Annotated in this window: 21 protein-coding genes and 1 other RNA gene; 6 read left to right on the top strand and 16 right to left on the bottom strand. The window is 39.8% G+C overall.

The window, feature by feature from the left end:
• Positions 1–8: 8 nt before the first annotated feature.
• The 6 genes from MHN81_RS09570 to MHN81_RS09595 form a co-directional block, all read right to left on the bottom strand.
• Positions 9–596, bottom strand: coding sequence for a hypothetical protein (locus MHN81_RS09570; protein ID WP_239425623.1), 588 nt, complete (start codon positions 594–596; stop codon positions 9–11).
• Between the two features lie 278 nt (positions 597–874).
• The gene (locus MHN81_RS09575; RefSeq protein WP_023402148.1) at positions 875–1,402 is read right to left on the bottom strand and encodes a hypothetical protein; all 528 of its coding nucleotides are present in this window, start codon (positions 1,400–1,402) and stop codon (positions 875–877) included.
• A gap of 140 nt (positions 1,403–1,542) precedes the next feature.
• Positions 1,543–2,163 carry a hypothetical protein gene (locus tag MHN81_RS09580; RefSeq protein WP_239425624.1) on the bottom strand — a complete coding sequence of 207 codons (621 nt, stop codon included), beginning with the start codon at positions 2,161–2,163 and terminating at the stop codon, positions 1,543–1,545.
• Between the two features lie 16 nt (positions 2,164–2,179).
• A complete protein-coding gene (locus MHN81_RS09585; protein WP_239425625.1) occupies positions 2,180–2,455 on the bottom strand; it encodes a hypothetical protein in 276 nt (91 codons plus the stop codon).
• Between the two features lie 1,061 nt (positions 2,456–3,516).
• A complete protein-coding gene (locus tag MHN81_RS09590; RefSeq protein ID WP_023402153.1) occupies positions 3,517–3,798 on the bottom strand; it encodes a helix-turn-helix transcriptional regulator in 282 nt (93 codons plus the stop codon).
• 937 nt (positions 3,799–4,735) lie between these two features.
• A complete protein-coding gene (locus MHN81_RS09595; protein ID WP_239425626.1) occupies positions 4,736–6,316 on the bottom strand; it encodes a hypothetical protein in 1,581 nt (526 codons plus the stop codon).
• A gap of 314 nt (positions 6,317–6,630) precedes the next feature.
• Between MHN81_RS09595 and MHN81_RS09600 the strand changes: the two genes are divergently transcribed.
• Entirely contained in the window at positions 6,631–10,623 is a 3,993-nt protein-coding gene (locus MHN81_RS09600; RefSeq protein WP_239425627.1) for a response regulator, read from the top strand.
• A gap of 63 nt (positions 10,624–10,686) precedes the next feature.
• Here MHN81_RS09600 and MHN81_RS09605 read toward each other — a convergent pair whose 3' ends face one another.
• Together MHN81_RS09605 and MHN81_RS09610 are read right to left on the bottom strand one after the other, a co-directional pair.
• Positions 10,687–10,929, bottom strand: a complete 243-nt coding sequence (locus MHN81_RS09605) for a hypothetical protein (protein WP_023402156.1) — start codon at positions 10,927–10,929, stop codon at positions 10,687–10,689.
• A 236-nt stretch (positions 10,930–11,165) separates the two neighbouring features.
• Complete coding sequence (locus MHN81_RS09610; RefSeq protein ID WP_239425628.1) at positions 11,166–11,672, bottom strand: N-acetyltransferase; 507 nt, start codon at positions 11,670–11,672, stop codon at positions 11,166–11,168.
• A 549-nt stretch (positions 11,673–12,221) separates the two neighbouring features.
• Between MHN81_RS09610 and MHN81_RS09615 the strand changes: the two genes are divergently transcribed.
• Positions 12,222–12,494 (top strand): helix-turn-helix transcriptional regulator, encoded by a 273-nt coding sequence (locus MHN81_RS09615; RefSeq protein WP_023402158.1) that lies wholly within the window; start codon positions 12,222–12,224, stop codon positions 12,492–12,494.
• Between the two features lie 352 nt (positions 12,495–12,846).
• Here the strand turns inward: MHN81_RS09615 and MHN81_RS09620 are convergent, their stop codons facing one another.
• From MHN81_RS09620 to MHN81_RS09630, 3 genes are all read right to left on the bottom strand, one after another.
• Positions 12,847–13,752, bottom strand: a complete 906-nt coding sequence (locus tag MHN81_RS09620; RefSeq protein WP_023402159.1) for a DUF1444 family protein — start codon at positions 13,750–13,752, stop codon at positions 12,847–12,849.
• A 351-nt stretch (positions 13,753–14,103) separates the two neighbouring features.
• Positions 14,104–14,769, bottom strand: coding sequence for a hypothetical protein (locus MHN81_RS09625; protein ID WP_023402160.1), 666 nt, complete (start codon positions 14,767–14,769; stop codon positions 14,104–14,106).
• A gap of 534 nt (positions 14,770–15,303) precedes the next feature.
• Entirely contained in the window at positions 15,304–16,191 is an 888-nt protein-coding gene (locus MHN81_RS09630; protein ID WP_239425629.1) for a LysR family transcriptional regulator, read from the bottom strand.
• A 125-nt stretch (positions 16,192–16,316) separates the two neighbouring features.
• Between MHN81_RS09630 and MHN81_RS09635 the strand changes: the two genes are divergently transcribed.
• Positions 16,317–16,808 carry a VOC family protein gene (locus tag MHN81_RS09635; protein ID WP_239425630.1) on the top strand — a complete coding sequence of 164 codons (492 nt, stop codon included), beginning with the start codon at positions 16,317–16,319 and terminating at the stop codon, positions 16,806–16,808.
• Between the two features lie 386 nt (positions 16,809–17,194).
• Here the strand turns inward: MHN81_RS09635 and MHN81_RS09640 are convergent, their stop codons facing one another.
• The 4 genes from MHN81_RS09640 to MHN81_RS09655 all read right to left on the bottom strand — a co-directional run bounded on the left by MHN81_RS09640 (position 17,195) and on the right by MHN81_RS09655 (position 21,092).
• Positions 17,195–18,793, bottom strand: coding sequence for a hypothetical protein (locus MHN81_RS09640; protein WP_239425631.1), 1,599 nt, complete (start codon positions 18,791–18,793; stop codon positions 17,195–17,197).
• Positions 18,794–19,333: 540 nt separating this feature from the next.
• Positions 19,334–19,691, bottom strand: a transfer-messenger RNA (tmRNA) gene (gene ssrA / locus MHN81_RS09645).
• 191 nt (positions 19,692–19,882) lie between these two features.
• On the bottom strand, positions 19,883–20,545 hold the full coding sequence (locus MHN81_RS09650) for a hypothetical protein (RefSeq protein ID WP_239425632.1): 663 nt from the start codon (positions 20,543–20,545) through the stop codon (positions 19,883–19,885).
• Between the two features lie 49 nt (positions 20,546–20,594).
• Entirely contained in the window at positions 20,595–21,092 is a 498-nt protein-coding gene (locus MHN81_RS09655; RefSeq protein WP_239425633.1) for a hypothetical protein, read from the bottom strand.
• A 312-nt stretch (positions 21,093–21,404) separates the two neighbouring features.
• Here MHN81_RS09655 and MHN81_RS09660 point away from each other — a divergent pair, with 312 nt between their 5' ends.
• The 3 genes from MHN81_RS09660 (at position 21,405) to MHN81_RS09670 (ending at position 23,484) form a co-directional block, all read left to right on the top strand.
• On the top strand, positions 21,405–22,322 hold the full coding sequence (locus MHN81_RS09660; protein ID WP_239425634.1) for an ADP-ribosylglycohydrolase family protein: 918 nt from the start codon (positions 21,405–21,407) through the stop codon (positions 22,320–22,322).
• A 118-nt stretch (positions 22,323–22,440) separates the two neighbouring features.
• Positions 22,441–22,827, top strand: a complete 387-nt coding sequence (locus tag MHN81_RS09665; RefSeq protein ID WP_023402167.1) for a GFA family protein — start codon at positions 22,441–22,443, stop codon at positions 22,825–22,827.
• 417 nt (positions 22,828–23,244) lie between these two features.
• Positions 23,245–23,484: a hypothetical protein gene (locus MHN81_RS09670; RefSeq protein ID WP_239425635.1), complete on the top strand. Its 240-nt coding sequence runs from the start codon at positions 23,245–23,247 to the stop codon at positions 23,482–23,484.
• Positions 23,485–23,551: 67 nt separating this feature from the next.
• On the opposite strand, the gene MHN81_RS09675 is transcribed toward MHN81_RS09670, so the two are convergent.
• Positions 23,552–25,054 carry an aminotransferase class V-fold PLP-dependent enzyme gene (locus tag MHN81_RS09675; RefSeq protein WP_239425636.1) on the bottom strand — a complete coding sequence of 501 codons (1,503 nt, stop codon included), beginning with the start codon at positions 25,052–25,054 and terminating at the stop codon, positions 23,552–23,554.
• Between the last annotated feature and the right edge of the window lie 528 nt (positions 25,055–25,582).

Consider the following 25,582-nt stretch of genomic DNA (forward strand, 5'->3'; position numbering starts at 1 on the left):
TTCAAGTGTTATTTGCGTCTATCGGAATGGCTGTTTCTACGCATTTTTCGAGCATGTTTCATTGCCAGTACATGCTCGTCAACCGGTGCTGTACGCGTGGCCAACCAAAGGATCACTATCGCTTCCATTAGGCAGAAGAAGGTGAGTAAGGGGCTAAACAGATATCTAATGTATGGAAATGAATCTATTACGTACAACACGAAGAGACCAAGCTCGACTAGCGCGATAAAAGTAACAAATACATAGGATATATAGACAAAAAGCAATGCTCCTTCTTGTCTTGTGAAATAGAAGTGGTCGTAAACGTCTTTGCAAAGTCTGCTGCGACTTTTAAGTTTAGCAACTATCAATCTTCGAGCAAAAACAACATAGACATATGCCCAACTAATTATAAACACACATAGGTAGTAATAATTTCCCCAGCTGATGGCTATTTCAGTAAAGATAGTATCCATTAACTCAAGTGCAACCAACATCAATAGTAAGCAGCGAGTATTGATACTCTTCCAGCCAACAAATAAAGCAATGATCATTACTGGCAAGCTAACAAAGCTAATTGCATGATAAATAGAATTTATTGAAAACGCTTCTAGCAAGTGTGTTGGCCTTTAAAAATTACGTGCGAGTACATGTATTTACTTAGTTTATAGTGTTCTTATTTTTAATGGACCTCTAATAAGATGAATCCGCTATAAAATGATGCAAAGTGACAATCCCCCTAAAATGGGCGTTTAATATAATACTTTTTGATGCACCGTTGGCCTTTTATTTGTAACTTAGTTTTTTCTATTCATACAAAGTTTTACTTTAAATACAGTGGGAAAATGTGATAGCTAACGCATTATGAAAATATACAGCTGTGTTATAGGTGCGCTTAGTCATTATCAACCGGTAGGGTCCGAATGGATAACCTAAGCAGCAATAGGGCTTCGACTAAGTAGAGTAGGGTGAGGGCGGGGCTGAAAAGTTGCTCCACAATAAATAAACTGCCCAGCACGCCATATTGATACAGTTTAATTTCAATCAAATTAATAAACAAAAAGAGGCTTGCACAGGCATATACAAAAATAAGCCCGCCTTCTTGCTTGCTAAAGTAGTAGTTTTTACGAACCTCATCAAAGAATTTAAAGTGGGGGCTCAATTTTATTGCTATCAATCTTCTGGCAAATACAACATAGATATAGACAAGACTATAAAAAAAGATCCAGAGGTAGAAGTTGTATTGCCAAGACAGCGCGATATTTGATACCAAGGTGTCGATGGCCTCTACAACGAGCAGGATTAACAACAAACTCCGGGTGTTAACACTTTTCCAGCCAGCAATAAGCGCAATAAAAAACACTGGTGTTGAAATTTGACCAATTACATAATAAATGTAATTGAGAGAGTCGCTATTAAGCAAGTTATCAATCCTGTGCACGTGTTACTTTAAGTGAGCAAGCATATAGACATTAAATGGTGATTTTTATGCATTTAAATTACCTGTCTATGTGCAGTTTCGCGATTTAGTCATCTAATCGTCTACATTACTTAAAGCGTTTGTTATTGAGAGTTTTGGTTCTTGTCTTGCGCTGCATCTTGACGGCTAGAACTCTCGAGCCCCTCATTAAGTTTGGCTCTTGTTCTTCTCTGTTTTACATATATATCTACGGGGACTCGTCGGATTGCTAGCCTCAATATGGTGAGTGCTGCGAGCAAATGCGATACTGTAAGCAAAAGAGGAAAAAGGTTAATTCTATAAGGGTAACTAGCGATCAATTGGTATTGATAGAGTTTTACTTCAACCAAAGCGATTATGTGAAATAGCATTAGTAAAACGGACATGAAAAACAGCGCAGCTTCTTGCTTGCTAAAGTAGTAGTTTTGGTAAACATCATTACAGAATCTTATGTAATTGCCTAACCATTTTGCCAGTAAACGCCTGCCAATAATAGCAAATGAAAAGACAGCACACACAAATATGGCGTAAAAACCATAATTGCTCCCTAGTGTATAGGACCAGTCAGTTAATAAGTTATCTATGGCTTCGAGCGTCAGTAAAGAAATTATCAGCATTCTCGTGTTGATACTTCTCCAACCAACAATTAAGGAGATAAAGTAGATAGGAGTGATAAAAAAAGCAACACTATCATAGAATGCTTTATAGTTTTCGTAGCTAAACATTGGGCACCTATTACTCTTATTCTTTATCAGTTTGTTGATTTTCAACTTGTTGTTTGGCTTTTTTTTCCGAAGTAAAGCCACATACAAAGCAAACTAGTAAAAATTGATAAATTGGAATTAGCTCATGCCCTTCTTCCCAAGCAGAGATGGTCTCTTCACTAACTGAAGGTATTAGCTTTTTACCGAGGTTGCTTCTAGAAAACCCAGAGTCTTCCCTTATTAATTTGACTGCAACAGCAAGCTCTTTCCAAAGAGTTTTAAATGTTCCTATTCCATGCTCTCGATCTTTCATTATATGCCTAACTTCCGTTAAATAGGATAGATGTAGTAATTAGAGATTTACTAGTCCTATCTACCATCTACAAGAATACCTTGGGCCAAAAAAGTTGCCATTTTATTAAAGCAAACACCACAGTTACATTTCAATTACTGAGTCGTGTACTACGAGAAGTTTGTAAATGTTAATACTTTATATTACTACTTATTTGTAATATTGAAGTGGTGTTACGTTGGTTTTATAATTTATTTCTTTATAATGGGATGAGAAATTTTTATTTAATAATGGCTAAGTAGACATACTTAAATACATGCATTTCTCAACTTAGAGAGTGAAAGTATCATTAGATTCGTATAAAGCTATATTTCAAGTGTATATACTACACTTGAAATGATAATAATTAATAGTTTCTTCATGTTACTTAGGCAAGTCAACAGGTCTCCCTATTCCACCAGCTGTTCCGCCAACTACTTTTGATAAATCTTGCTTATTAAGTTCTTTCATATATCTATCCTTTAATAATTTTTTTGAGTTGTGAAGCCAACAAAATTTGGCTCTCTGTGTTGAAATGATGCTGAAATTACAAAGTACATTGCTGTAATATGTAAAATTAGCTGCGTTTGGCTAAAGGCTGATTCAATAATTATTGTTGAGTTGAAAATGTCCAAAACGTATAAAGAAGCTTCTAAAAAACAAATAAAGTAAAGTGAAAAGCTAACAAAGAATACGAATAGGAGGCCACCTTCTTGTTTTGTAAAGTTATAACTATTGTGTACTCTTCTGAAAAAATCAATATGGCATAACTTCTCAACAATCAACCTTCTACCCAAAACAGGGATGATGAAGCAACAACAAACAAATGCTCCCCACAAGTAATAGTACTGTCCCCAACTTCTAGAGGGCTCGTAAAACGCTGAATCTATTATTTCTATGAAAAATAGCAATGAGCAAATATATCTAAAATTAAGGTTCTTCCATCCAATAAAAAGGGCTATAAGATAAACTGGAATAGATAAATAAGTTACTCCGTTGTAAAAGAACTCTAGTTTTTCATAACTAAACATCAGATATATCCCTTAATTTCTCTTATTCTCTGGTTGTTGACTTTCGAGTAGTTGCTTAGTTTTTTCTTCGGGACTAAAACCACAAATAAAGCATATTAAAAAATAACTGGTTAATGGTACTGGGGTTTTACCAGTTTCCCAATTGGATATCGTTGCTTGGTCCACTACAGGAATAAGTTTTTGTCCTAATTGACTTTGTGTGAGGCCTGCATCCTTACGCATCGATCTTATCGACTTGGCTGCTTCTCCCCATAAGCCATTAAACAATCCTAGTTGTCGAATTCTAAGTTTCATATGTTCCAACATTACCTTTTGATAACAAATTTAACAAAAGCTATCACTTAAAAGCTTGTAATTGCAAGCTTTTATCGATATCTGACAGTTAATATGAATATTATCATGTTATCTAAATAGTAATTTAACGCTTACTCGATTTTTCTACACCTGATGTTTATTAAATATTTCATTTGTTGCGATTGATAATATCAAGGTGTTTTTGAGAAATAAACCATGAATTGACAAAAAATTAAAAAATTTATTGTTTTTTCTTACAGGGTTTTTAATGACAAAGTATTAGTGTAGTGTGGAGTGTTTTTTATAGTTTTTATTTGATTATTCGCTAAATTTTAATAATAAAAGCTAAGGAATCTTGGTATAGTGTCATATTATCATTATTGCACTATTATATTAAGTACAAAAACACAATAATGTGATTTTGATAAGCTCACCAATTTTTAAAAAGTATTAGCCTGTTCAAGGTTCCGCTGTATTCACCACGAGAAAAAGCAAATGTGTGATGATGCCTCATTGTGGTTAAACATCAAACAAAGAAGTCTGCTTTGAGGAGCATGGGCAACGTGTTCGCCGTTGTCAGTGCTAAATTTGGGCGTTTTTATTCCAGAGACAATACAATGCTGTGATGTGCACTCAGGAGGCTGTTGAATTGGCCTGACTGAGTAATTACATGTACAGAGGCTTAAATTGAGTAAAAGGCACTGTCTGAGTGCTCATAGTGTTATTAGCTTGTTTTAGGTGCTTATTCAGCCATTCATAGCAACAGCAAAGACCAGATGCTGAAGGCTTGGACAAGCAAAGCTGGCAAGAGACCATGGGGCAAATTTTGTTGAGTGACTTAGGCACAAAAAACGGTGTAAGTTGAATAATGCTTACACCGTTTTGTGGGAGAACCATGGGCTACTTTGTTATAAACAGCCCTTAAAAAGGATCTTTATTAGTTGCTACACTCGGCCCAAGTTTGCCCATCGGTACTGCATTCCTGTACATAAGTGCCATCGTCTTGATATGTTTGGCGTTGCCATGTGCCATCGCTATCTCTGGAGGTGATGATTCGGTTGTCACCTGAGTCATCTGTAATGCGCTTGTGCCAAGAAGAGAAAGGGATGTTGACGTTATCGTCAAACTCGTAGCCTGCCAATGAGAAGTATGCCACCAATACGAGTACATCTAAAATCTCTGACTTTTCACTCATATTTATCCAGTCGTCTAGCTCAGCAATTGACTCCGCATTTTGGTGAAACTCGGTTAGATAGGAAACTTTATCTTTACTGTAAGATACAGATAATACGCGGTTTTCTGCGTCACTAAAGTCAATGTTGTCATCGCAAGCTTGCTGTTGCGATGTACGGTCAATACTTTTCCAATTGCGTAACTCATAGGTGAAGCCGCTAATTTTCACTTCTAATCTCTCAAACTGGAAGCAGTGGCCGATATCGTCAGCACTATTTTTTACCAAATCTGTTGTTTGAATATAGGTGTGGTTATCGCTCCAAGGGCTGGTTATTTCTTTGCGGTCATATTGAACAAATAGCACAGTCTCAAGATTGTCATCCATGCGTACACGCTCATCAACTGGGGTACTACCGTCTTTTCCATAAATAAGAATACTTCTATACCACACAAGTTCGGTGCTATCTGGTTGCTCTGACGGAGTATCGAGATAGTGGAGAACACGAATTTCATGCGCGTCTACATATTCTTTTGCAAGCTTTAGATATTTCTCTACACTTGCTTGAAGCCCTTTAACAATGTCTTCAGCGAGTTTCTTTAGCGCGTCGTCACCACTCTCGATATAGTCACTGAATAATTGCTGTTCAGAAATATTGTAATGCTCAATCACCTGATCAATGGTTTCGCGCATTACAATTTTCAGCTGCTCTTGAAGCGCGTCATCTGCAAGTATGGTGGTACATGTTTTATTTTTATATGCATCAGTTTTATAAAGTGACTGCCACAGCACCGTAGTTAGTGGTGTAATGTGCTGCTGATCTTCACCTTCTAGGCTTGTTAGCGTAGGTGGCAGAACCATTTGATAAGCCTTAGTAACTTCACCAAGGTCTTCGTCAATGGCACCAACCGGCACATCGACATAGGTTGGCACATAGGCAGCACATTGGGCTTGCTCCTCAGTGAGTTCTAATTCATAGCTGCCTTTATCTGTTGAAACCACAGATGGCTCATTATCATCTTTAACCGCATTGTTATTTAGATCAAGCCAAACAGTTGCTCCTTGCACATAGCCGTCAATCACTCGTCCACGTCGTGCATAGCGGCTATGGTCATCCGTAACAGGTGGGTTGGTTACGGTATTGCCACTATTGTTATTCACTGTACCTGTGGTTGTATTGTTATTATTTGACGCTGTCGAGCCGGTATTTTGGCTAGGCGTATTATTGTTGTTACTCAAGTCAATACTGGGTCCTTTGGGGCCACCGCCACCGCCGCCACCACAGCCTGTAAATAAGGTACTACAGAGTATGGCCAGTGAGAGGGTCTTTAAATGTGATTTATACATGCACGTTCCTTATTATTGGCGCAGGCTTATTGGTTACTGCAAAAATTAGATTAAATGTGTCTTTAACTATTGTTATTAGAAGTTCGACTAGCTCGGTTCTATTAAAGGCCTAGACTAAGTCAATGTGGTAATTATAGGGAAACTCGTGGTGCTACAGGTAGCGAAAAACAGACAAAAATGCGCAATAATCTGCCGTAAGTCACGTATAACAACAAAGTTTGATAATTGCTAAGTTGTTGTTATTATGTAGCACAGGTACAAGTTTTACCAACGTTAATTATAAAAATAAGCAATAAAAACAATGTTTTAATAATATGCATAGGAATTTCGTCACCGCGCTTTATGTCGGTTTTTTAATTATATTTGGTATGCTGTTCAGCAGCGAAAGCTTTGGTAAATCTGATACCCACTTAGCTTTAGGCGTGGGAGATGGATTGCCGGGCAATCGTGTGTTTGACATCGAGCGTGATCACCGGGGGTTTATGTGGATAGCTACCGGCCAAGGCCTTGCCCGATTTGATGGCGTTAACACGGTACGCTTTTTTTCACATAAAACACTCAGTACAAACCAGTCGACTCGGGTGCGTGATTTATTGTTTGATTCTCAAAATCGCTTGTGGGCTGTTGGCGATCAAGGCGTTGGAGTACTCGGTGCTAAAAGTGAGCGTTTTGAACCAATTGCGTCGTCCCAGCCACATACACAGCTAAACGCATACAGTGTATTTGAATCAAGTGACGGTATCGTATGGGTTGGCGCGAAGTCTGGCGTTTATCAGTTTGAACAAAATCAACTTAACCCATTGGCGCTGATGCTTGATGGGCGTTCCATTACCCCTCAAGTATTATCGATAACCGAGGTTGAACTGTCCAAACTAATACTCGCGACTGATAGTGGTATTATGATTGTTGATACCAATACGCTGCGAGCTGAATACTTATTACATGAAAATGGTCAGCCAGCCTTCGCTGACAAAGTGTGGCGTCTAAATAATGGGTCAATTTGGTTAAGCATTCATGGCTATGGTTTGGCTACCTATGAGCATAGCGAGCGCAAGTTAGAAATGCGCTACATTGACGAGAACGAGTTTGACACTGTTGGCTATGTATTTGATATTCAAGAAAGTGAAAGCGAATTTTATGCAGCGTCACTGAACACTGGGCTACTGACCTTAAACAGTGGCAAGGTGGAGGTCAGTAGTGGATTGCCACCATTACTGTCATTGTACCAAGACCAACAAGTAAAGGCTTATGGCACATACAGCGAAGGTGTTGCGCTGCTTTCAACCAATCACAATGCAATTAAAAACCGAGAGTTTGCTCATCCAAGTGAAACCGGACAGTATGAAATCAACGATGTATTGATTACGGATGAGTCTATTTGGCTTGCCGATCAACTAGCTGGTGTATGCCGTTACTCGTTCGAGGGTGACTTTCAACGTTGCCTTGATACCGAAGACTTATCTGCTCAAGCAATGGCTGTATCGCCGAGTGAACATGTGTGGATCAGCCTCTATAAAAGCTTAGTGAAAGTCGAACCACAATCAATGACAGTGGTTCAACAATTTGATTTTGAGAAATATAATATCCCCGATGCGATTTATAGCATTGTTATTCAAGACGAACAAACTATTTGGCTGTCCCATAGCTTTGATGGTTTGACTCGATTAAACCCGCGTACTAAACACGTAGAGCGATTTAATACTGAAAACTCAGGCCTGTTAAGTGATGAAATACACAGCTTGGTTCTTCATAACGAGCTCCTGTGGGTGGCCACATCAAGTGGGCTGCAAACCTTTGATGTCAGCACGCAGCGTTTTGAACCAAAAACAGCGCTTGGCGATAGAGTCTCAAATGCGGTTTATGACCTTTATCTCAGCCCAAAAGACTTTTTATTTGTTCAAACTGAGAGTGGTTTACAAGTACTGGATCTAAAAACCCAATCATGGAAAGCCTTACCAGATAAGCTCAAAAGGTTGACCAATACCAGTGTTGTTTTTGATGATGCAGGCTATGCGTGGTTTGCCAGTAGCTTTGGCGTGATGGGGTGGTCTCCAGAGGACTCGGACTTGAGCGTTCGCCATTTTGACAAAGGAGATGGCCTGTTTACACAAGGGTATTTAGGCAGTGCAGGTGCTGCTTTTGAGCGACAACTCGCTTTTATAGCACCTGATGGAATGACTTTATTCAGCCCTAACAAACTTGGTTTTTCCGACGCGCAGCCTAAGGTGAGTGAATTTGAGCTTACTTTTGCAAACGGACAGTCGAAGCGTTACTTTCACCAAGAAAATCTGGTTGCACTTCCCTACGAACACGCGAGTATGCGCTTTGTGCTTGCTAACAATAACTTTGCCAGTGTCTCGAAGCAGCAATTTAGGTACAAACTAGAGGGGATCGCTAACACTTGGGTAGAGTTGGGGAAAAGCCGGGTATTGATGATCCCCAAGCTGGCATACGGCCAATACAAGTTGTTACTGCAAAGCACTGACAGTGACGGAAACTGGTCACAGAACATCAGCGAGTTTTCTTTTACCATTGAAACCCCATGGTATGCGACTGTATGGGCATATTGTGCATATGCACTCGGTTCGATATTGATTTTATATATTATTTATCAAATTCGTATAGCGGCTTTGAAACGTATCCAAACCGCATTGGAGATTGAAGTTGCCGAGCAAACACGAGAAATAAGTAAACAAAACAAACTGCTTACCGAAAAGTCGGAGGCATTGGCACAAGCACAAGCGCAGCGAACGCTGTTATTAAAAACGTTGTCTCACGAACTGATGACGCCAGTTTCTCTAATTCAAGGGCCTGCTGAGCAACTCAACAGAGTCCAACAACCTGATGAACGCAGCAAAATGGCAAATATCGTGATTAGCAATGCCAAGCGTTTAAAGGTGTTAATAGAGCAGTTGATGCGGGTATCAAATCTCAATCAAGAATCTCAGTTGCCGATTGTCAGCCCGACGCAGTCACTCACCAGCTTTAATTTGTCTCAAATTTGTTTAGAGCAGATAGCTGCATTTGGTCCAATGGCTGAGCAAAGCGACATTATGCTGAAAACAAATATTGAAGACGATATCCATGTTCTGGCTCGCCCAGATCAGCTCGAGCAATGTGTGAGTAACTTACTAAGCAATGCAATTAAATATAGCGCTGTGGGTAAAACCGTGTCACTCATTTTGAGTTTACAAGGTGATGAAAAAGCGCCTCGCTGTATTTTGCATGTTCAAGATGAAGGGGTAGGTATTGAGCCAAGTGAATTGGAGGCCATTTTTACACCTGAATATCGAACCGACACAGGTAAACGGCAAAATGTTGGCTTGGGCATTGGGTTGAGTGTCGTGAAAGCGATTGCAGATGAGCTAAAAGGGTCTATTGACGTTGTGTCATCGTTAGGTAAGGGCAGTGAGTTTAGTTTGGTCTTTAATGCACTTCCTGCCATATCGTGTTCTGACAATGAGGCACAAGTATCTAGCTCACGGCACGATTTAAGCGATAAGACGGTTCTAATCGTAGATGATACGCCAGATATGTTGACTTTACTCAGTAGTATTTTTGAGCAGGATTATAAAGTAGAGGTTGCTGTTGATGGCGCACAAGGCCTTGAAAAGGCAAAAGCGCAACTTCCCGATCTGATTATTTCCGATGTGATGATGCCAAAGCTTGATGGCTTCGGATTGTTGAGCCGCATTAAACAAGACCCTCTAACTGCGCATATTCCGGTTATTTTATTGACGGCCAACTTAAATGAACAAAGAGAGCTTGAAGGCCTCAGCCGCCAAGCCGATGATTACATAACTAAACCGTTTAGTGTACAGGCGTTAGAGCTTAAAGTGCGCAACGTGTTTTCGCACTATGCAGCCAATGCTGCTAGATGGCATGCGCGTATTGAGCAAGGGGATAAAAAAGCAGCTGACAGTTTACCCATGTTGCCAAAATTTGAGTTTAAAGATGAACCGCACATCTACGACTTTTTGGACAAACTAGATGGGGTGATCCACGAGCGCTACCAAAACCCAGATGTTTCAGTAGCTGAACTTGCCAAAGAGATGGCGCTGAGTGAGCGACAGTTGCATCGCAAACTCACTGCGGTCATTTCTATGGGGGCAAATGAATACCTGAGAACGTACCGCTTGTATCAAGCGATCACTCCATTGTTACATGGTAAAAGTGTGGCGGTTGTGTCTGAATTGGTTGGGTTCAATTCGGCGTCTTACTTTAGTGCATGCTTTAAAAAGCAATATGGTATGACGGCCAAAAGTTATGTGCAAAAGCAACGAGATAAACACCCGTTAAAATTGTAATACCGACATTATAGCCAATGTTGGGGCTAAGCACTCCCCAACATTGGCAACTGAGTTATTAATTTAAAAGAGCTCAGTTATTTTTGGAAACCCACCTTCTGAGCGACACTCATAAAGCACCGCTCGGATCTGCGACTCTTGCCACTCTACAGTGCTCCAATAAGGCGTTGGTGAATACCTTGGAAAACATTCAATTAAATAATGGGTATTACTCGTTGCTGACTTGATGTCGATGTCGTTTGCTTGTGTATTAAATGAAGCGGCACAAATGATTGCAACCATTGAAATGAGAGAAGCTAATTTCATTGTATATTCCTTATTGATTAGCATTAAAAGTCATTTTTATGACGAATAAACAAGCAAAAAAATAACACAATTGTACCTTAAATATTTACAGCATCTTGCCTGCACCAGTACATGTTTATATTGTGGTGAAAAGCCTATCAGCTAGCCTCAAAAGTTTGCTCAGTGAGTGTGTTGCTGGGAAGGTATTTGCGGATTAATAATGCGGGAGTGTTAAATCTCTCTCCCGCTCATTTGGTTTAAGATGTTGCGCCGAAGGCGTTATGGTACGTGACGCTAGCAGTAGGTACGTCTTGGTTAAATGCACATACTTGGAAGTATTCAGGAGGAACGCCTGCCAACACGAGCTTTTCATTGGCCGCAAATCCAAAGCGGCTGTAATACGCAGGTTCTCCAAGCACCACGCAGCCTTTAGCTTGACTATGTTTGAGCATTTCAAGTGCCTTATTGATCAATTGCGAGCCTAAGCCTTGGCCTTGCTGAGCAGGGGAAACTGCCACTGGGCCCAGTCCAAACCAGCCTTGTTGATTATCCGAAAGTACAACGGGAGAGATGGCTACATAGCCGACTACAGCACCGTCATACTCAGCCACGAGTGAAATTGTCAGTGCATTTGCACGCCTCAAAGCTCGAATAATAAAGTGTTCGCACTGATCAGAATGCGTTACTTCAGCAAATGCTGCTTTAGTAAGCGACTCTATGTGCACTGCGTCGTGGGGCTGTTCGTCTCGAATACAAATGTTCATTTTGGCTCCTGGTATAGTCATCGGTATTTTCTTGCGATGTTTTATTACGATGGGTGAGACTCTAAACTGTAAAGTAATAGACGGGTCAATAGGGTTAATGAAAAAACACGACAATAATCGTTAAGTTCATGAGTTGCGTGTTTTTCACTATTGCTTAAACCGACTTCAACATGTTGAAGTCACTATGGACTAAATTTTTTATATACAACGGTTTGATTCAACGTGCGCTTAGTAGCTGTTTTACAGAGTTCAAGTTGACCATAAATCTGTTTGTTATTTGTAGGAACCGAATTCTGTATTTGTGGCTGAGAACATTTCAAGTTATTTATTTACGTGTATGCCATCATCTTGAAAGCGATAACTATAGCAGCTTTATAACATTAAATTCATGCACTTAATTGATATCTCCTTAGCGATTGAAGATTTTTTCACACCCAGCGGTTTAAAATCTTAACACTATTTTTTCATAGGATAATTTTAGGGTGATCTACAATGGGTATAAAAGGATACCGTTTATATAACTTGATCACTTACTTATAAGGAAATTGTATGGTTAGTAGATTTATGAGACATGACGCAATCAGGCGCAGGTTAGTAATAAATAAATTGATGGTCGAAATGCAAAACAATTTAAGGAGCACCAGAAAAAGTAATAACTTAACGCAAAAGCAACTCGGGGATAAGCTCAACGTTGACCAAGCGACGATCAGTAATTTTGAAACCGGTAAAACCTATATGACCATGGAGCTGGTATACGAGATGTATTTAATTTTTGGCGATGAGTTTTGTTTACCGAATATCCAGTATTTTGAAAGAAAGTAAATACACGATATTACATCACGAAATTGCGTGGTAAAGATATGCAGTGATGAGGCTTACCTGCAACCCACTCTTAACCACGCAAAGCAATTAAAATGTCAGTACAGGGGGCCGTTATCAGAGCGTATCCTGAGCAACACGTTGGAGAAAAACGGCTATGCAACAAATGGCAAATCGTTTTATTTAACTCCAATATGTTCTAAACCCACTTCAGTTTTGGACAGGAAAGGGTGTGGTGTGACAGGCGTTTTAGACCACATGGTGATTGTAAGGGTAAACGCCTGATGAGGGGCTTGTTTCAAACACTGAATGCTAACTTTGGCTTGCTAGCAAGAGGAGGCTGGAGGCCCACAACTTAAAACTGAATACGCTTTAGTTCACCATCATGATATTCATAAGCAAATGGTGATACGTTGTAAGATAGGTTTGGATACTCTGAATAAGCGAGCATCGCAATTTGATAAAGTGCTGCTTCATCATTCAGCGGCACAACCAACACGTTGCTTCTATTGGGGAAAACTAATCCGACAGGGCCTTCGAATGTAGCTTTGACCTGTTGCTTAAAATAATTTGAGAAAACAGCACTGGCTTCGTAGGTCTCGTCAGCAATAAACATATGTATGTTACTGCTTCCTTCTTTTTGTTCAATTCTTTGGAGTTTTGCACCCAGTTCAGCGAGGTGTGTATCTAAGTTAGATTTCGCAATCTCTTTGAGTTGCTCAACGGGTAGCTTAAATTCATCTATCTTCTCTTTACTGACATACTGAATGCTTGAAGGTGTATCTATTGCTAGTAGTAGGACGAGTTCATCGTTAATTTTTTCGTAATAAAACGGGAAAGGGACCTTTTTATCACTTGATTGGTTTATTTTAGCCGTTATATGTTCGATATAAGAGGTTGGCTTAATAACGGGCCTTAATTGGCTAACTTGTAACTTTGACTTTTCTGATAACTGGCGAGCACTTTTAGTCGAATCTATATAATATGCAAATATCTCTTCAAGTGCGTCTTTTTCTTCTGAGTATCTTAAATAAGCGTTTACGAGATTTGTTGAAAAAGTCGCGCCTGTTGAGTACGTAACTTCAATAGATAAATCATCAGTAACCTTAAATTGTGCATCCTTGAAGTGCTTTTTTACCTCTTTCAAATAAGCTTTTGTGAACGCCTGCTCTGAAAGCAACGCCTCCGAACTTGGTGATGATACAGCGTAAAACGAAGACGATAACCCTACTGCCAAAGAGAGAAATAGCGCTTTTTTCATTAATTAAATCCTTAGTCGAAATTTTTTAATATCATAACTTTATTTGCTTTCTGTGTCTTTAGTGTTTGTTTTTATTATATATTTCATTATTTGCTTATCATGCGTGGCTGCAATGTTATGGTATTTTTAGATTTAACTAAGCCGGCACTGTGATGTGATTATAAAAATTATGGATCTGGGAAACTGTTCTAAGTAAAGGTATACGAGGATACAAATCGTCCAAAGAGAGCGGGCTTGATAGCGCAGCTTATCCGTTAGCGCCAAATTAGCTAGTTGCTGTATGCTGCATAAAAAAAGCGTCGACATAGAGACGACGCTGGTAAAATGTATCAATAGATACTTACTTAATGATTAGCAAGGGTATTTGCCGCACATAACAGGACCTTTGTTTGTTGCATGGTAGGTACGCGTTGCTTCTGATGTATAACCATCATTGTCTGTTACCCTAACACGAATATTGTAAGTGCGATTTTGTGAAGAAGTTTTCCATACACTGCTGCTTGATTGTTTTACACCATCGACCCAAAGTTCTTTTGAAACAATGGTACCGTCTTCATCTCGGCCGCTAGCCCAAAAACTAACATCCCAAAACTCGTGGTGATTTACACCGACACTCGCTGTTGGCGTGTGGTCGCATACTTCTTCTTTTACATCTTCTTTATGACTGAATGGAATGCTTGCTGAACATCTTACAACAAATGACTCATTCAAAGGTTGGCCACCGTATGAGCTGGTCGTTACGTATGCGATACCCGACAAGATGGCACTTGAATTAGTTGTGGGCTCAAAGAATTGCTGTAATGACTTGGAACCTTGTTTTCTAACAATGCGTCTATTTTCCCAGGTGGTATACCAAAATGTTCCTGTACATTGTGCAGTACCACTGTAGATATTTTTTTGTGATGTGGTTTCCATGCGACAATTAACTTTATCTGCCATTGCAGAAAAAGAACCTGCGCCCAGAGTCAGCCCAAAGAGTGTTGTCATAATGGTTTTTTGTAGTTTTTTGTTATTCACATTATTTCCTTTGTGTTTAAAAAATCAAAATAAAGCTAACATATTTTCAATAATGTAATCAATGTGTATTTTTGTATTATTTTTTGTTGCTTATTCATCGGGTTTACTTTGCTGTGTATTCAGTATTTGGAAAAGAGTCCCTGCATGGGACTGTTTGGAGAAATGAGAGATGTAAATGTACTGAGATGTAAATTATTTAGGGGGAGTGCGCACTACAGATACACTGCACCAACAAAGTAAAGGGTTTAATTACTTGTTTTTACTTTATTTAGTGGGGCATAGGGATCTGCCCTTGCTCAGATATTTATTCTGAAAGGATTTGTTATTTTTGCCATCATCAAGGCGGGGGAAGAGCTACCATGATGAGAGTGAGCGTGTAATAATCTAGTATAAATCTTCCTGCCAAAGAGCTCTATATTTGTAGTTTTACGGAGTGAATACAAAGGCCCTTGTGATATCTCGGCTGGTAAAATTCAATTTAAAATGTGTTTTGTGGCGACTTTCTTTAAGGGCCGCTAGCGCTAAATAGTCGATTTAAGCCCATGTCTTTCGGATAATTGAATTTAAGGTTTCATAACGAGCGGGCAGCTCTCTATTTTTCTGACGGACCAAATATAAACTTTCCATTACAGGTTGTTGAGGTTTGAGGGCTTTTAAGAGGTTTGGGCTGTGAAAGCTATCCACTGCACTTTTAGGTAGTATGGTAAACCCGATCCCTTGAGCTAAAGGCTCTAATATTTGACTAATTTGATTAATTGAACCTACGACCGGGATTTTGCTGATATCAAGTAACTTTAGCTCTTGTTCTTGGCATTGCCTGAAGTACAAGGATAAATAATGCTCGGCATCTGGGTGAGAAACTAATCCTAGATCTAACAAGAGCTGTTTCCAGCTTTTATTCACGTCAGTCTTGTGCGGTAATATCAAACAAAGTTCTTCTTGACCAAGCTCCTCAAAATCAAAAAAGCTTTTATTGGGTATATCTGTCACGATCCCCTGATCAATATGGCCATTTTTAATATCACTTAAAATTTGATGATTGGGCGCGGCTTTAATATTGATGTAAATATCTGGATATTTATTTTGAAGTTTTAATAACTTTGGGTAAAGCAACAATGATACTGAGCCTGAACATGCTAAAGAGTATTGTCCAGAAAAAGGGTCATCAAAGCTTAGCTGCTCAAAGAGAGACTTTTCACCTCTGAGCAACTTTTTAGTGTAGTTGTAGACGAGTCGACCTTGCTCGGTAATGACGAATGACTTCTTCTCTCTTTTGATTAAAGTATGCCCGCATGCTTCTTCGAGTTTATTGATATGCTGACTAACTCCGGGTTGAGTCATATACAGCTTGTCTGCTGTGTGCGTAAAGTGCCCAGTATCAACAAGCGTAATGAAAGTTTCTAACCAAATTGGGTTTAGCATAAATACCTTCAATAATTTTAAATTATCACTTTAATAATATTTGATAATTTTATCTAATCAAAGGTTTTTCATATCATTTGCTCAACAATTAGATCGAAGGTATAAGAGATATCTAGGAGTAAGTTATGAAAATGAACCACGTTGGCATCATGGTTGGCGATATGGATAAAGCCGTTAAGTTTTACACTAAAGCGCTTGGTCTTAGAGTTGTAATGAACAACACGAAAGTGACAGAAGAGCGAGAGTCTGCAATTGGTCGCATGTGTATTGCAGTTTTTGGCGAAGGCTTTAAAGGGTTTAATATTGCGCACCTAGTCACGAGTGATGGTATCGGTGTTGAGCTTTTTGAGATGGTGGACCGTGAAGAACGTCACGTTGTTGACTTTTCACGCTTGGGGATCTTCCATTTCTGTTTACAACTACCAAAAGAGCAGTTTGATACTGCAATCAGCCGTGTTGAAGAGTATGGTGGTAAAGTAAGAATGGATATCATGCGTTATCATCCAGAAGATGAGCTAAAACAAGCGCAAATGGTTTACCTGGAAGACCCCTTTGGCAATCTATTTGAATTCTATTCACACTCTTATGAAGATACGTATGCGTCAGAGTATGAATGAGTTGAGAGGGAGAGTAGGTGTAACTACCCTAGCTTTAGTACAGCTTTTTAGTAGAGTTATGCAGCCGTAATTTAGCCCAAATTACTGTGATTAAGAATTCCAATCTGAGTTTCGTTGGCATTGTAAAAATTTTAGTTTGTAGCATGGCTATATTAAGCTGGTTAGCCTCAATCTAAACAGTTAAGTTGAAATACTCTTTTATAACGGGTTAACGTATAAGGTGGCATTAACCTGCAGGATAAATTAGCTGGTAGGAAGGCGTTTTATAACTGTCACAGACCACTTGGTGGTTGGAAGGGGAAAACGCCTTATCAGATCTTGACACCTAAAATGAAAACTCAGTGATGGCTTGTTAACAGAGGGGTTAAGATCCGTATATTAGCGCTTTATGTTTTAGGCTTTATAAGAATTTGTGCAACATAGTCGTGGTCACTGCCTGTGAGTGCATTAAGCGACATTTCTACTGCAACATCACCTTTTTTATCTGAGTACGATAGCTCTTTATGTCCGCTTTCTAACCTATTGAAAATCGACTTATAATTTGTTGAACTAACGTCAAAGTCAATGTTTAAGTTGTTGGAGCGGGCATATGGGATGTCAACAGATGCAAATACATTTTGAATAGAACTTGGTGAATTAGGAACTATGGAATATAAAATACCTAACCCTTCTGCAATAATATTGTCATTATTTGCAACAGTGTCTGCACCATAAACTACAGTTTGGTCCGCTGTTATTGGTCCTAGAATTGGATCTATGGTTATTACTTCACCTGCGGTTGTCATTGCGGGTAAGTTATATGGACTATCAGGAGTTGGTGCTGCGAGGTTTTCGGGTACATTATCTAAGTACGCAGCCCCTAAGTTAAGAGAGCTTTTCGTCATATTTAATATACTAACTCTCAATTTTTGTGGAACAAATACATATAGTTCAATAATTACGCTGATGGCGTAACCAATTGCTAGCGCAGCTCCTAAGTTGAAGGCTCCAGCGATTAATCGCCCTGAAGAATACCATGGGCCTCTAGTCAAATATGAAGTAAGTCTTACATACCATAATTCTTGAGTCATTGAGTTCTCTAATCCTAAAGCTAATGCTCTCGATATGGTTCTCTGAACGCCTTTCAGAACCATGTTTCTGGCAAAAGCATTAAGCCCTTTGACAAGTAAAGACGTCAGAACTATATTAGGTACAATTTTTCCTGATAAATTGACGAAGTTTTGAAAAGTAGTTGTTTCACCTGATTGAAGCATGAAAACTAATTCTGATGTTTCGCCGTAGTCCTCCTCTAAATTTTCGTCAAATTCGTTAGCGTTATGTGCAGATTGCTGTCTAAGCTTTTCTGCTATTCCTGCTCCGAATTTACTAACCTTCTTCTGATAGATTACAGTTATTCTTGCGCCGAAATGGTTTGAATATTGGATTGGTGTACCGTCTTTTAGATGAGCTTTAACCCATAAGTGCTCTTGTTCAGCTTCAGGAGTTTCTCCAATTTTTTTCACCAAGTTCCCAGATTTATCTTCGGCCAATGCTCGTTTGTTTGCAAACGCGGTAAGACCACTACCGCCTTTGGCCAAGGTGTTGATCTCGTCAAGTTGGCTATTGGAAAGAATTTGATAGTTTCCTGTTGGTGCACTTATAACTTTTCGTTCATCACGTTCTTCGATAAACAGTTCTCGGTCTGAATGCAGGTTACTAGCGCCATTTTTGTTGTCAGATGAGGAAGTTCGCAGAATATCTAAATGACTTTCATCGCAATATTCAGTGAAAAATTGAGCTTCAACATTTGGTATATCATCACTCCAGCCTTTAAGCGCGCTAAGATATTTGTGATGCATATCATGCCTGATGATACTTTTTCCTTCTTTTTCGTATATTCGAACCATACAGGTAGAAACATTAAATGTTTTTACGAAATCTCCTGAACCATTTAAATAGTATCCCGTTCTAGTACTTCTTAATGCAGCGTATTTAGCCCTGGTCATAATTGAAATCTCCATATGAGTAAGTAGTGGGACTGAGCAATAGAATATGAAAGATAAGATACTTTGGCAGAAATAATATTACACTTTATTACTTGTGCTCATACTAGAGGCAGAGCGGAGTGGTTCACGAGAACCCGATATAACTTAATACGGCATGAGCGCCACTCAACTATGGGGCCAAATGACAACAAGGGGTGTACATTTAACTCGGAATTATACTTGAGGCTGTTCGCTTTGAATAAAAATATTCATTTTCGGAGGCATGCTGTTCAATGGGGGAAACAGCCCTAAGAAGTTGAATGGAGCGGTCAAGCTCTAAAGTCGCAAGCTTTGACTTCGAACTATAGAAGAATCAAAAATTTGAAGCCCTTATCAATCGATTCGACCGAGAAAAATCGATACTAAAAAAGCGAAAGCTCTCCCGAAAAACCACATCTATTTGCGCGAGTAGTGTAGTTTAAAATATATGGACACTATATTGCAGACACAAAAAAGCCAGTTAAAGAAGCTCTCTAACTGGCTGTTTTATAACACTTAATGTGGTGGAGCTGGGGGGATTTGAACCCCCGTCCAGAAAGCGTCGACCCTCGGTCCTACATGTTTAGTATCGTCTATTGGTTAACCTTTAAATCTCGGACGAACACGATAAGTAAAGGCGAGGCCGCTTATATTTAGCCCTTCAACCCCGGCCAGGGTTTCCGTAGCGATCTTATGTAGGGTGACACTCCAAATCCAGAACCACAAGCATTTCTTGGAGGAGTGCTAGCGGGCTTATTATGCCGCTAGAGCGTAGTTATCGTCGTTTGCGATTACTTTAAATGCGGCTTTTTTACGAGGCCAACCGCCCCTCGACATGCACCTCAGGCTTCATGAATCCTGTCGAATCCTAATCAGCCCCTGAAATCTTTCATTCAGTACATAAAAACTTTACTGTTAACGCTAAGTAAAGCTGTTATTTTCCGGCATTGTAGCCCTAATATATTGGCTTAGCAATAGTTTTTATGGCTTTTGTGTGAACCCAGAGCGCTTTTGCTGATTAACTAACCGCTTTGTTTGTAAAGTATGCTGAACTAAGCGATTTCCCTAAACTTAATGCAGTGCATGCTGTTTGAATTGGCTATGCCAATCGGTTCGGTTGAGAACCGCGAGTTGCTCCGGGTTTAGTAGTAATTCGAGTTTTGCTAACTTACTTTTATTCAAAGTGTCTATTTGTTGTGAAAACTCAGCAAACGATGGGAACCCGTCAACATCAGATATGGCATAGGCTATGTTAATAAAGTTATCTTTTAATATCGCGTGGATTTGCCGTTTTGTGTCATCTGGTATTGTGTGCTGGCGTGTTAAGTGCTCCACCATTAATTGGGCCTTTTTATCGGAGTCCTCATAAAGTGTCGGTAAATATTTCTCTTCCCATTGGGCTCTGCCTTCTAAAAGCGTCTTTTGCTCGTATTCTTCAGGAGTTTCGGGCTGCGTGTTCTTTCGGGTTACAGGCAAGTTGGTTTGTCGAGTCGCTGCAATGCTATCGTTATTAGTGCGCTGCTCGATAGATTGTAGGCGATTTTGTATATCAATAAGCGTGTCTTCAAAATTTAGGCTTGGCCGTGATTTAGGTTGTTTTGCCAGAGCGAGCTGTGTTTCTAACATGGCAATACGCTTCGAAAGCATGGTGATTTGAAACTGGGCAAAAGTAGCGACAGAGAGTAGAACACAGAGCAATAAAATTGAAAAATAACGAGGTTTAAATCTTGTCATTATCTGATCCTGTTAGGCACCAGCTTTAGTAAGCTGATGCCAATGCGGGTTACTTACCGTAACCTTCTTCTTTTTGGTAGGTGTAACCGCCAGAAGCTGTTGCATTTAGCATTTCGACTACATCAGCGGTATAGAAATGGTTATCAAGTTCACTGTGGTAACCGCGATAAATCGTTTTAGCTTTTGACTTGGTTGTGTAGCCTTCCGTTCTCTCATACACATAGCCCAATGATTTAATATTCAATGCTTCCAATAAATCGGAGGTATAAAAGTGGTTGCCGCCAGGCCCTGCATTTTCATTATAAAGGCGATAAAATGCGTCCTTGGCATCACTGTCGCCGTATTCTACTAAATGAACGGTAATACCTTCGTATTTAAACCCGCCAGATGCAGTGGCATTTAACATTTCAACCAGATCAGTAGTATAAAAGTGATTGCCGTGTTTATAGGCTCTATATAATGGTTTGTCCGCTGCGACAGACGTTAAACTAATCATACCGGCAAGCGACGCGAGTAATATAGTGGTTTTATTAGAGGTTTTTTTCATCTTCATTCCTTGTGTTTGTTAAGTTTGTTTTTTAAACAATTGCAATGCTATCAGTTAGACTCTTTAATTAATATTAAATTTACATAAAATGATGATTTTATTTACCATCTAGTGATGGTAGCTATATGTTCTACTTTGAGTAGATGTATCCTTTTGTAGGGGCTTTTATTGTTTGAAAAACGATAAGTTAAAAGACTAACTATATTGTTATATTTGGATGTCTTCATGTCATATTAAGCTAATATTATGTATTAGTTTCTAGTATTAAACATATGATTAAGTTCGCTCTTTAGGTAATTGATGGGGCATGGCATGATTGAAAAAAATAAGTTTGTTGGGTGCTTCAAAGGCCTTGCTATTGGTGATGCTTTTGCAGCGTCTTATGAGGGAGGACCTGTCGAGCGGTTATTTTGGCGCTTTATAGGAAGAACAAAAAAGGGCGAAAGACGATATACAGACGACACGCAAATGTCGATTGATATCGCCAATTCATTTTTGGAGTGTGGTCATGTCGACCAGACTCATCTAGCACATACTTTTGCCAGCAGCTATCAATGGAGCAGGGGGTATGGATCCAGTGCCGCAGTACTACTTAAAGGTGTCCGTGCAGGGCAAGCATGGCAAAACCTCAATCGCAAAAAATACAAAGCAGGGTCAATGGGTAATGGTGCGGCGATGCGAGCGCCCATTGCCACTCTGTGTAGTCTAGGGTGTGAAGGCTCACTAACTGATTATATCCACGATAGCGCGGAGATCACACATGCACACCCATTGGCCATCGAAGGTGCACAAATAATTGCGCAAGCAACACGTTTGGCTTTAATCGATGTGGAAAATATCGGTATTTTGCAAGTGCTTTGTACAAGTGCATTACACCCTGAATACAAGCGCCAACTCAGCCTTTGTTTGCAGTTTATTGCCAGTGCCAAAGTGCAAAACCCGCGCATTATAAAAGCTGAGTTTGGCAACGGTATGTTGGCGAGTGAGTCTTGTGTTACTGCATTATATTTTGCAATGGCATATCGAAGGCAGTCATACTCTCAGATGCTACAAGTTATCTGTGAACTCGGAGGCGACGCCGATACCATTGCTGCAATGGCGGGCGCTATCTGGGGGGCCTTTAATGGTGGGCTCTCTTTGATTGAGTTTGATAATAGAGTGGAATCATTAACTGAAATCGAACAACTGGCGAGCCAGCTGCACATTCAATATCAAGAGTTTATGAGATAATGCATGAATTCATTGAATGCCCTGCCTGCACCCAGAGTCGTCTTGCTTTTTGGTTATTCTTATCAATACAATACAACTGAAAAAAATAATAAAGTAGTATGCAGGAAAGGGGCTTCGTATGGATCTTAGTGGCAGTTGTCATTGTGGAAATATCGCGATTACGCTAAAAAAAGCGGTTGACCTGGTAACCAGCTGTAATTGTTCACTCTGTCATCGGTATGGCGCTATTTGGGGGTACTTTGAGCTGTCAGAAGTAGAATTAACTGTTACAAATTCACAGGTAAAGTCTTACCAACATGGAGATCAATACCTAGCGTTCCATCACTGTTCAGATTGTGGTTGTGTAACGCACTATACCCCCACTGAAAAGTATAATACTACCCGTATGGCAGTTAATTTACGTATGTTTGATAAAGCGCTACTCAATGAGGTGTCAGTGCGGTATTTCGACGGGGCTGACTCTTGGGACTTTGTCGAGCAGTCAGAGCCTAGGTTTTTCGTTTAAAGCTGGATGACTTAAGAAAAGAGATTAAATGATGATAAAGGCGATGTGCTATTTTTTATGTGGTGGGCTATTGAGTGTTGTGACTTTCATTATGTCTTACCCCTCCTGCTGCTGTTTTACTTGTTCTAGGAGCTATGTTTTTAGTCCTTTGTCAGTGTTGCTGGGTTTGCTGGCTTTTTTGTGTTTAGTTAAGTCGATTTCGGTTATTTTCTTTGTTTACGATTTGAAACCCATTAACCAGTATGACTCGAAAGACCTAATAACCCAATTTTAGAGATTTGATTGGTCTAAACATCTCCCTGTTTTTGATGTAAATATTATTTCAAAGGCCAGTGCTATAGCCTTTGAAAAATAGTTTTCCAAAACGTGGGTTTTGGTTTCATCAATGCTGAAAACGAACTTAAGAGAAGAAATTAAATGATGATAAAGGCGATTTGCTATTTTTTATGTGGTTGGCTACTAAGTGTCGCGACATTTAATATGTCTCTACCAACCAGAAAGTGTTTTCACTGTGCTTTGAGTTATGACTTTAACCCTTGGTCAGTGTTAGTCGGCGTATTGGCGGCTTTGTGTTTAATTAAGTCTATTTCGGTTATTTTCTTTGCTAGTGATTTGAAACCCGTTAACCAGTATGACTCGAAAGACTTAATAGCCTAATTCTAGAAATCTGTTTGGCCTAAACATCTCCCTGTTTTTAATGTAAATATTATTTCAAAGGCGTGTGCTATAGCCTTTGAAAAATCGCTTTCCAAAACGTTGGTTTTGGTTTCATCAATGCTGAAAACGAACTCAATGAAACTGGTGCTACATCGCCTCTGTAACTTGCAAACTCGCCTGTCTCTGTATCGCAAATATAATCGTACTGCCATGTTTTGCCGTGCTTGGCGATGTCCTTTATGGCCTTAACAACGAACTTTATTTCACGGTCTGTGTTTATCGGGTGTAATGATATGCGAACCCAGCCTGGTTTGCTTGCCGCTTCGCCAGCATCAATTTTATCAGTTATCACTTTGCTCTGCGCTTTATCTATGCCGAGTAAATAATGGCCGTAAGTGCCTGCGCAAGCACAGCCTCCTCTTGCCTGAATACCAAATCGGTCGCATAGTAATTTGACCACTAAGTTGTGATGCAAATCAGGAATATAAAAGGATATCATGCTGAGTCGTGACCGTGATTTTGGCTCGAGTACGACCACATTGTTATGCTCAACTAACGCACTGTAAATATAATTCGCTATGCTGAGTTCGCGAATATGGATTTTTTCGGTGCTCATCTGTTCTTTTAGCTTTATTGCAAGTGCCGCTTTTATCGTTTGCAAAAAGGGGGGAGTACCGCCATCTTCACGAGATTCAATATTTTTTACATAACGTTGCTCACCCCATGGAGTGGTCCAGTCTACAGTCCCCCCACCAGGGTTGTCGGGTATGTCGTGAACACAAAGCGATTGGTTAAAGACCATGATCCCACAGGCTCCTGGCCCACCCAGAAATTTATGTGCAGAGATAAATACAGCATCTAGGTATGCTAGTTTGTCATCTTTGGGGTGCATATCAATGTCGACATAAGGGGCAGATGCTGCAAAATCGACGAAGCAGTAGCCACCGGCTCGGTGGAGTAACTTGGCCATTTCTCGATAAGGCGTAAATATGCCGGTCACATTGCTACATGCGGTAAAAGAGCCAATTTTTAGTGTTCGGTCTTGGTACTTATCAAGCAATAAGGCAAGTTGATTTAAGCAGGGTGTTCCCTGTTCATTGGGCGGAATAATTTCTACAGTGACGTCGCATTCGTTCCATGAAGTATGGTTTGAATGGTGCTCCATGTGGGTAACAAGGACCAAGGGTTTATCGTTTTCAGAGGTGCTCGTTTGCTTTTTAGCAGAATGATTTCTTAACCCCATCATTCTTTGCAGCTTATTAATGAGGCTTGTGACCCCAGAGCCCCTCGCGATAAGCATATCTTGCTCGCTGGCGTTAACATGCTTTTTGATAGTGGCTCTGGCCTCTTCATATGCCAGAGTCATAGTTGAACCAGTAAGGCTAGTATGAGTATGGGTATTAGCAACGTAAGGACCAAGCTGTGTTGTGATAAAAGACTCTATTGGTTGATACAGCTTTCCACTGGCTGTCCAATCAGCGTATACAACTTGGTGACCGTTTGGTGAAATAAGATCAGTACCAATTGTGTGTGTTCTAAATTGCTTAAAGTAGGATTCGAGTTCGAGCATGAAAAAGCCTAAAATTGAATGTTTTATAACAACAGCGTTACCTAGAACCATAAGCTGGTGCAGGCAAATACGACGCGCTAAATCCTTTTCATGCCTACTCAGAATTACCCATGAGTGGCGAGGGGCGGGATTAGAACAACAAAATATGGAGAGATAATGGATTAGGATTGGTTTTTGGTTCTTTTTATAGTTATAAAGAATTGATTTTGATAGGGTGTTAAAAGCATTCGGCTTTATTTTACAGTATTAAAGTTTGAGTAACTAAAGTATTACCTATTATTAGGAATGATTCATAAATGCAATTAAATGCACACTTTGTATGATAATGATCTATCCTGGCAATCCATGTTTTATTGGTGATGGGTTGATATTATAGGTTCGTCATTGCGGGCTTAGTTGTTTTAGCCTGTAATTGTGGGCTTGCCCCGCAATCCATGTTTATTGGTGGTAGGTTGGTATTAAAGGTTCGTCATTGTGGGCTTGCCCCGCAACTCATGTTTATTGGTGGTAGGTTGGTATTAAAGGTTC

The organism is Pseudoalteromonas sp. Of7M-16 (assembly GCF_022347805.1).
Classification (GTDB): domain Bacteria; phylum Pseudomonadota; class Gammaproteobacteria; order Enterobacterales; family Alteromonadaceae; genus Pseudoalteromonas; species Pseudoalteromonas luteoviolacea_F.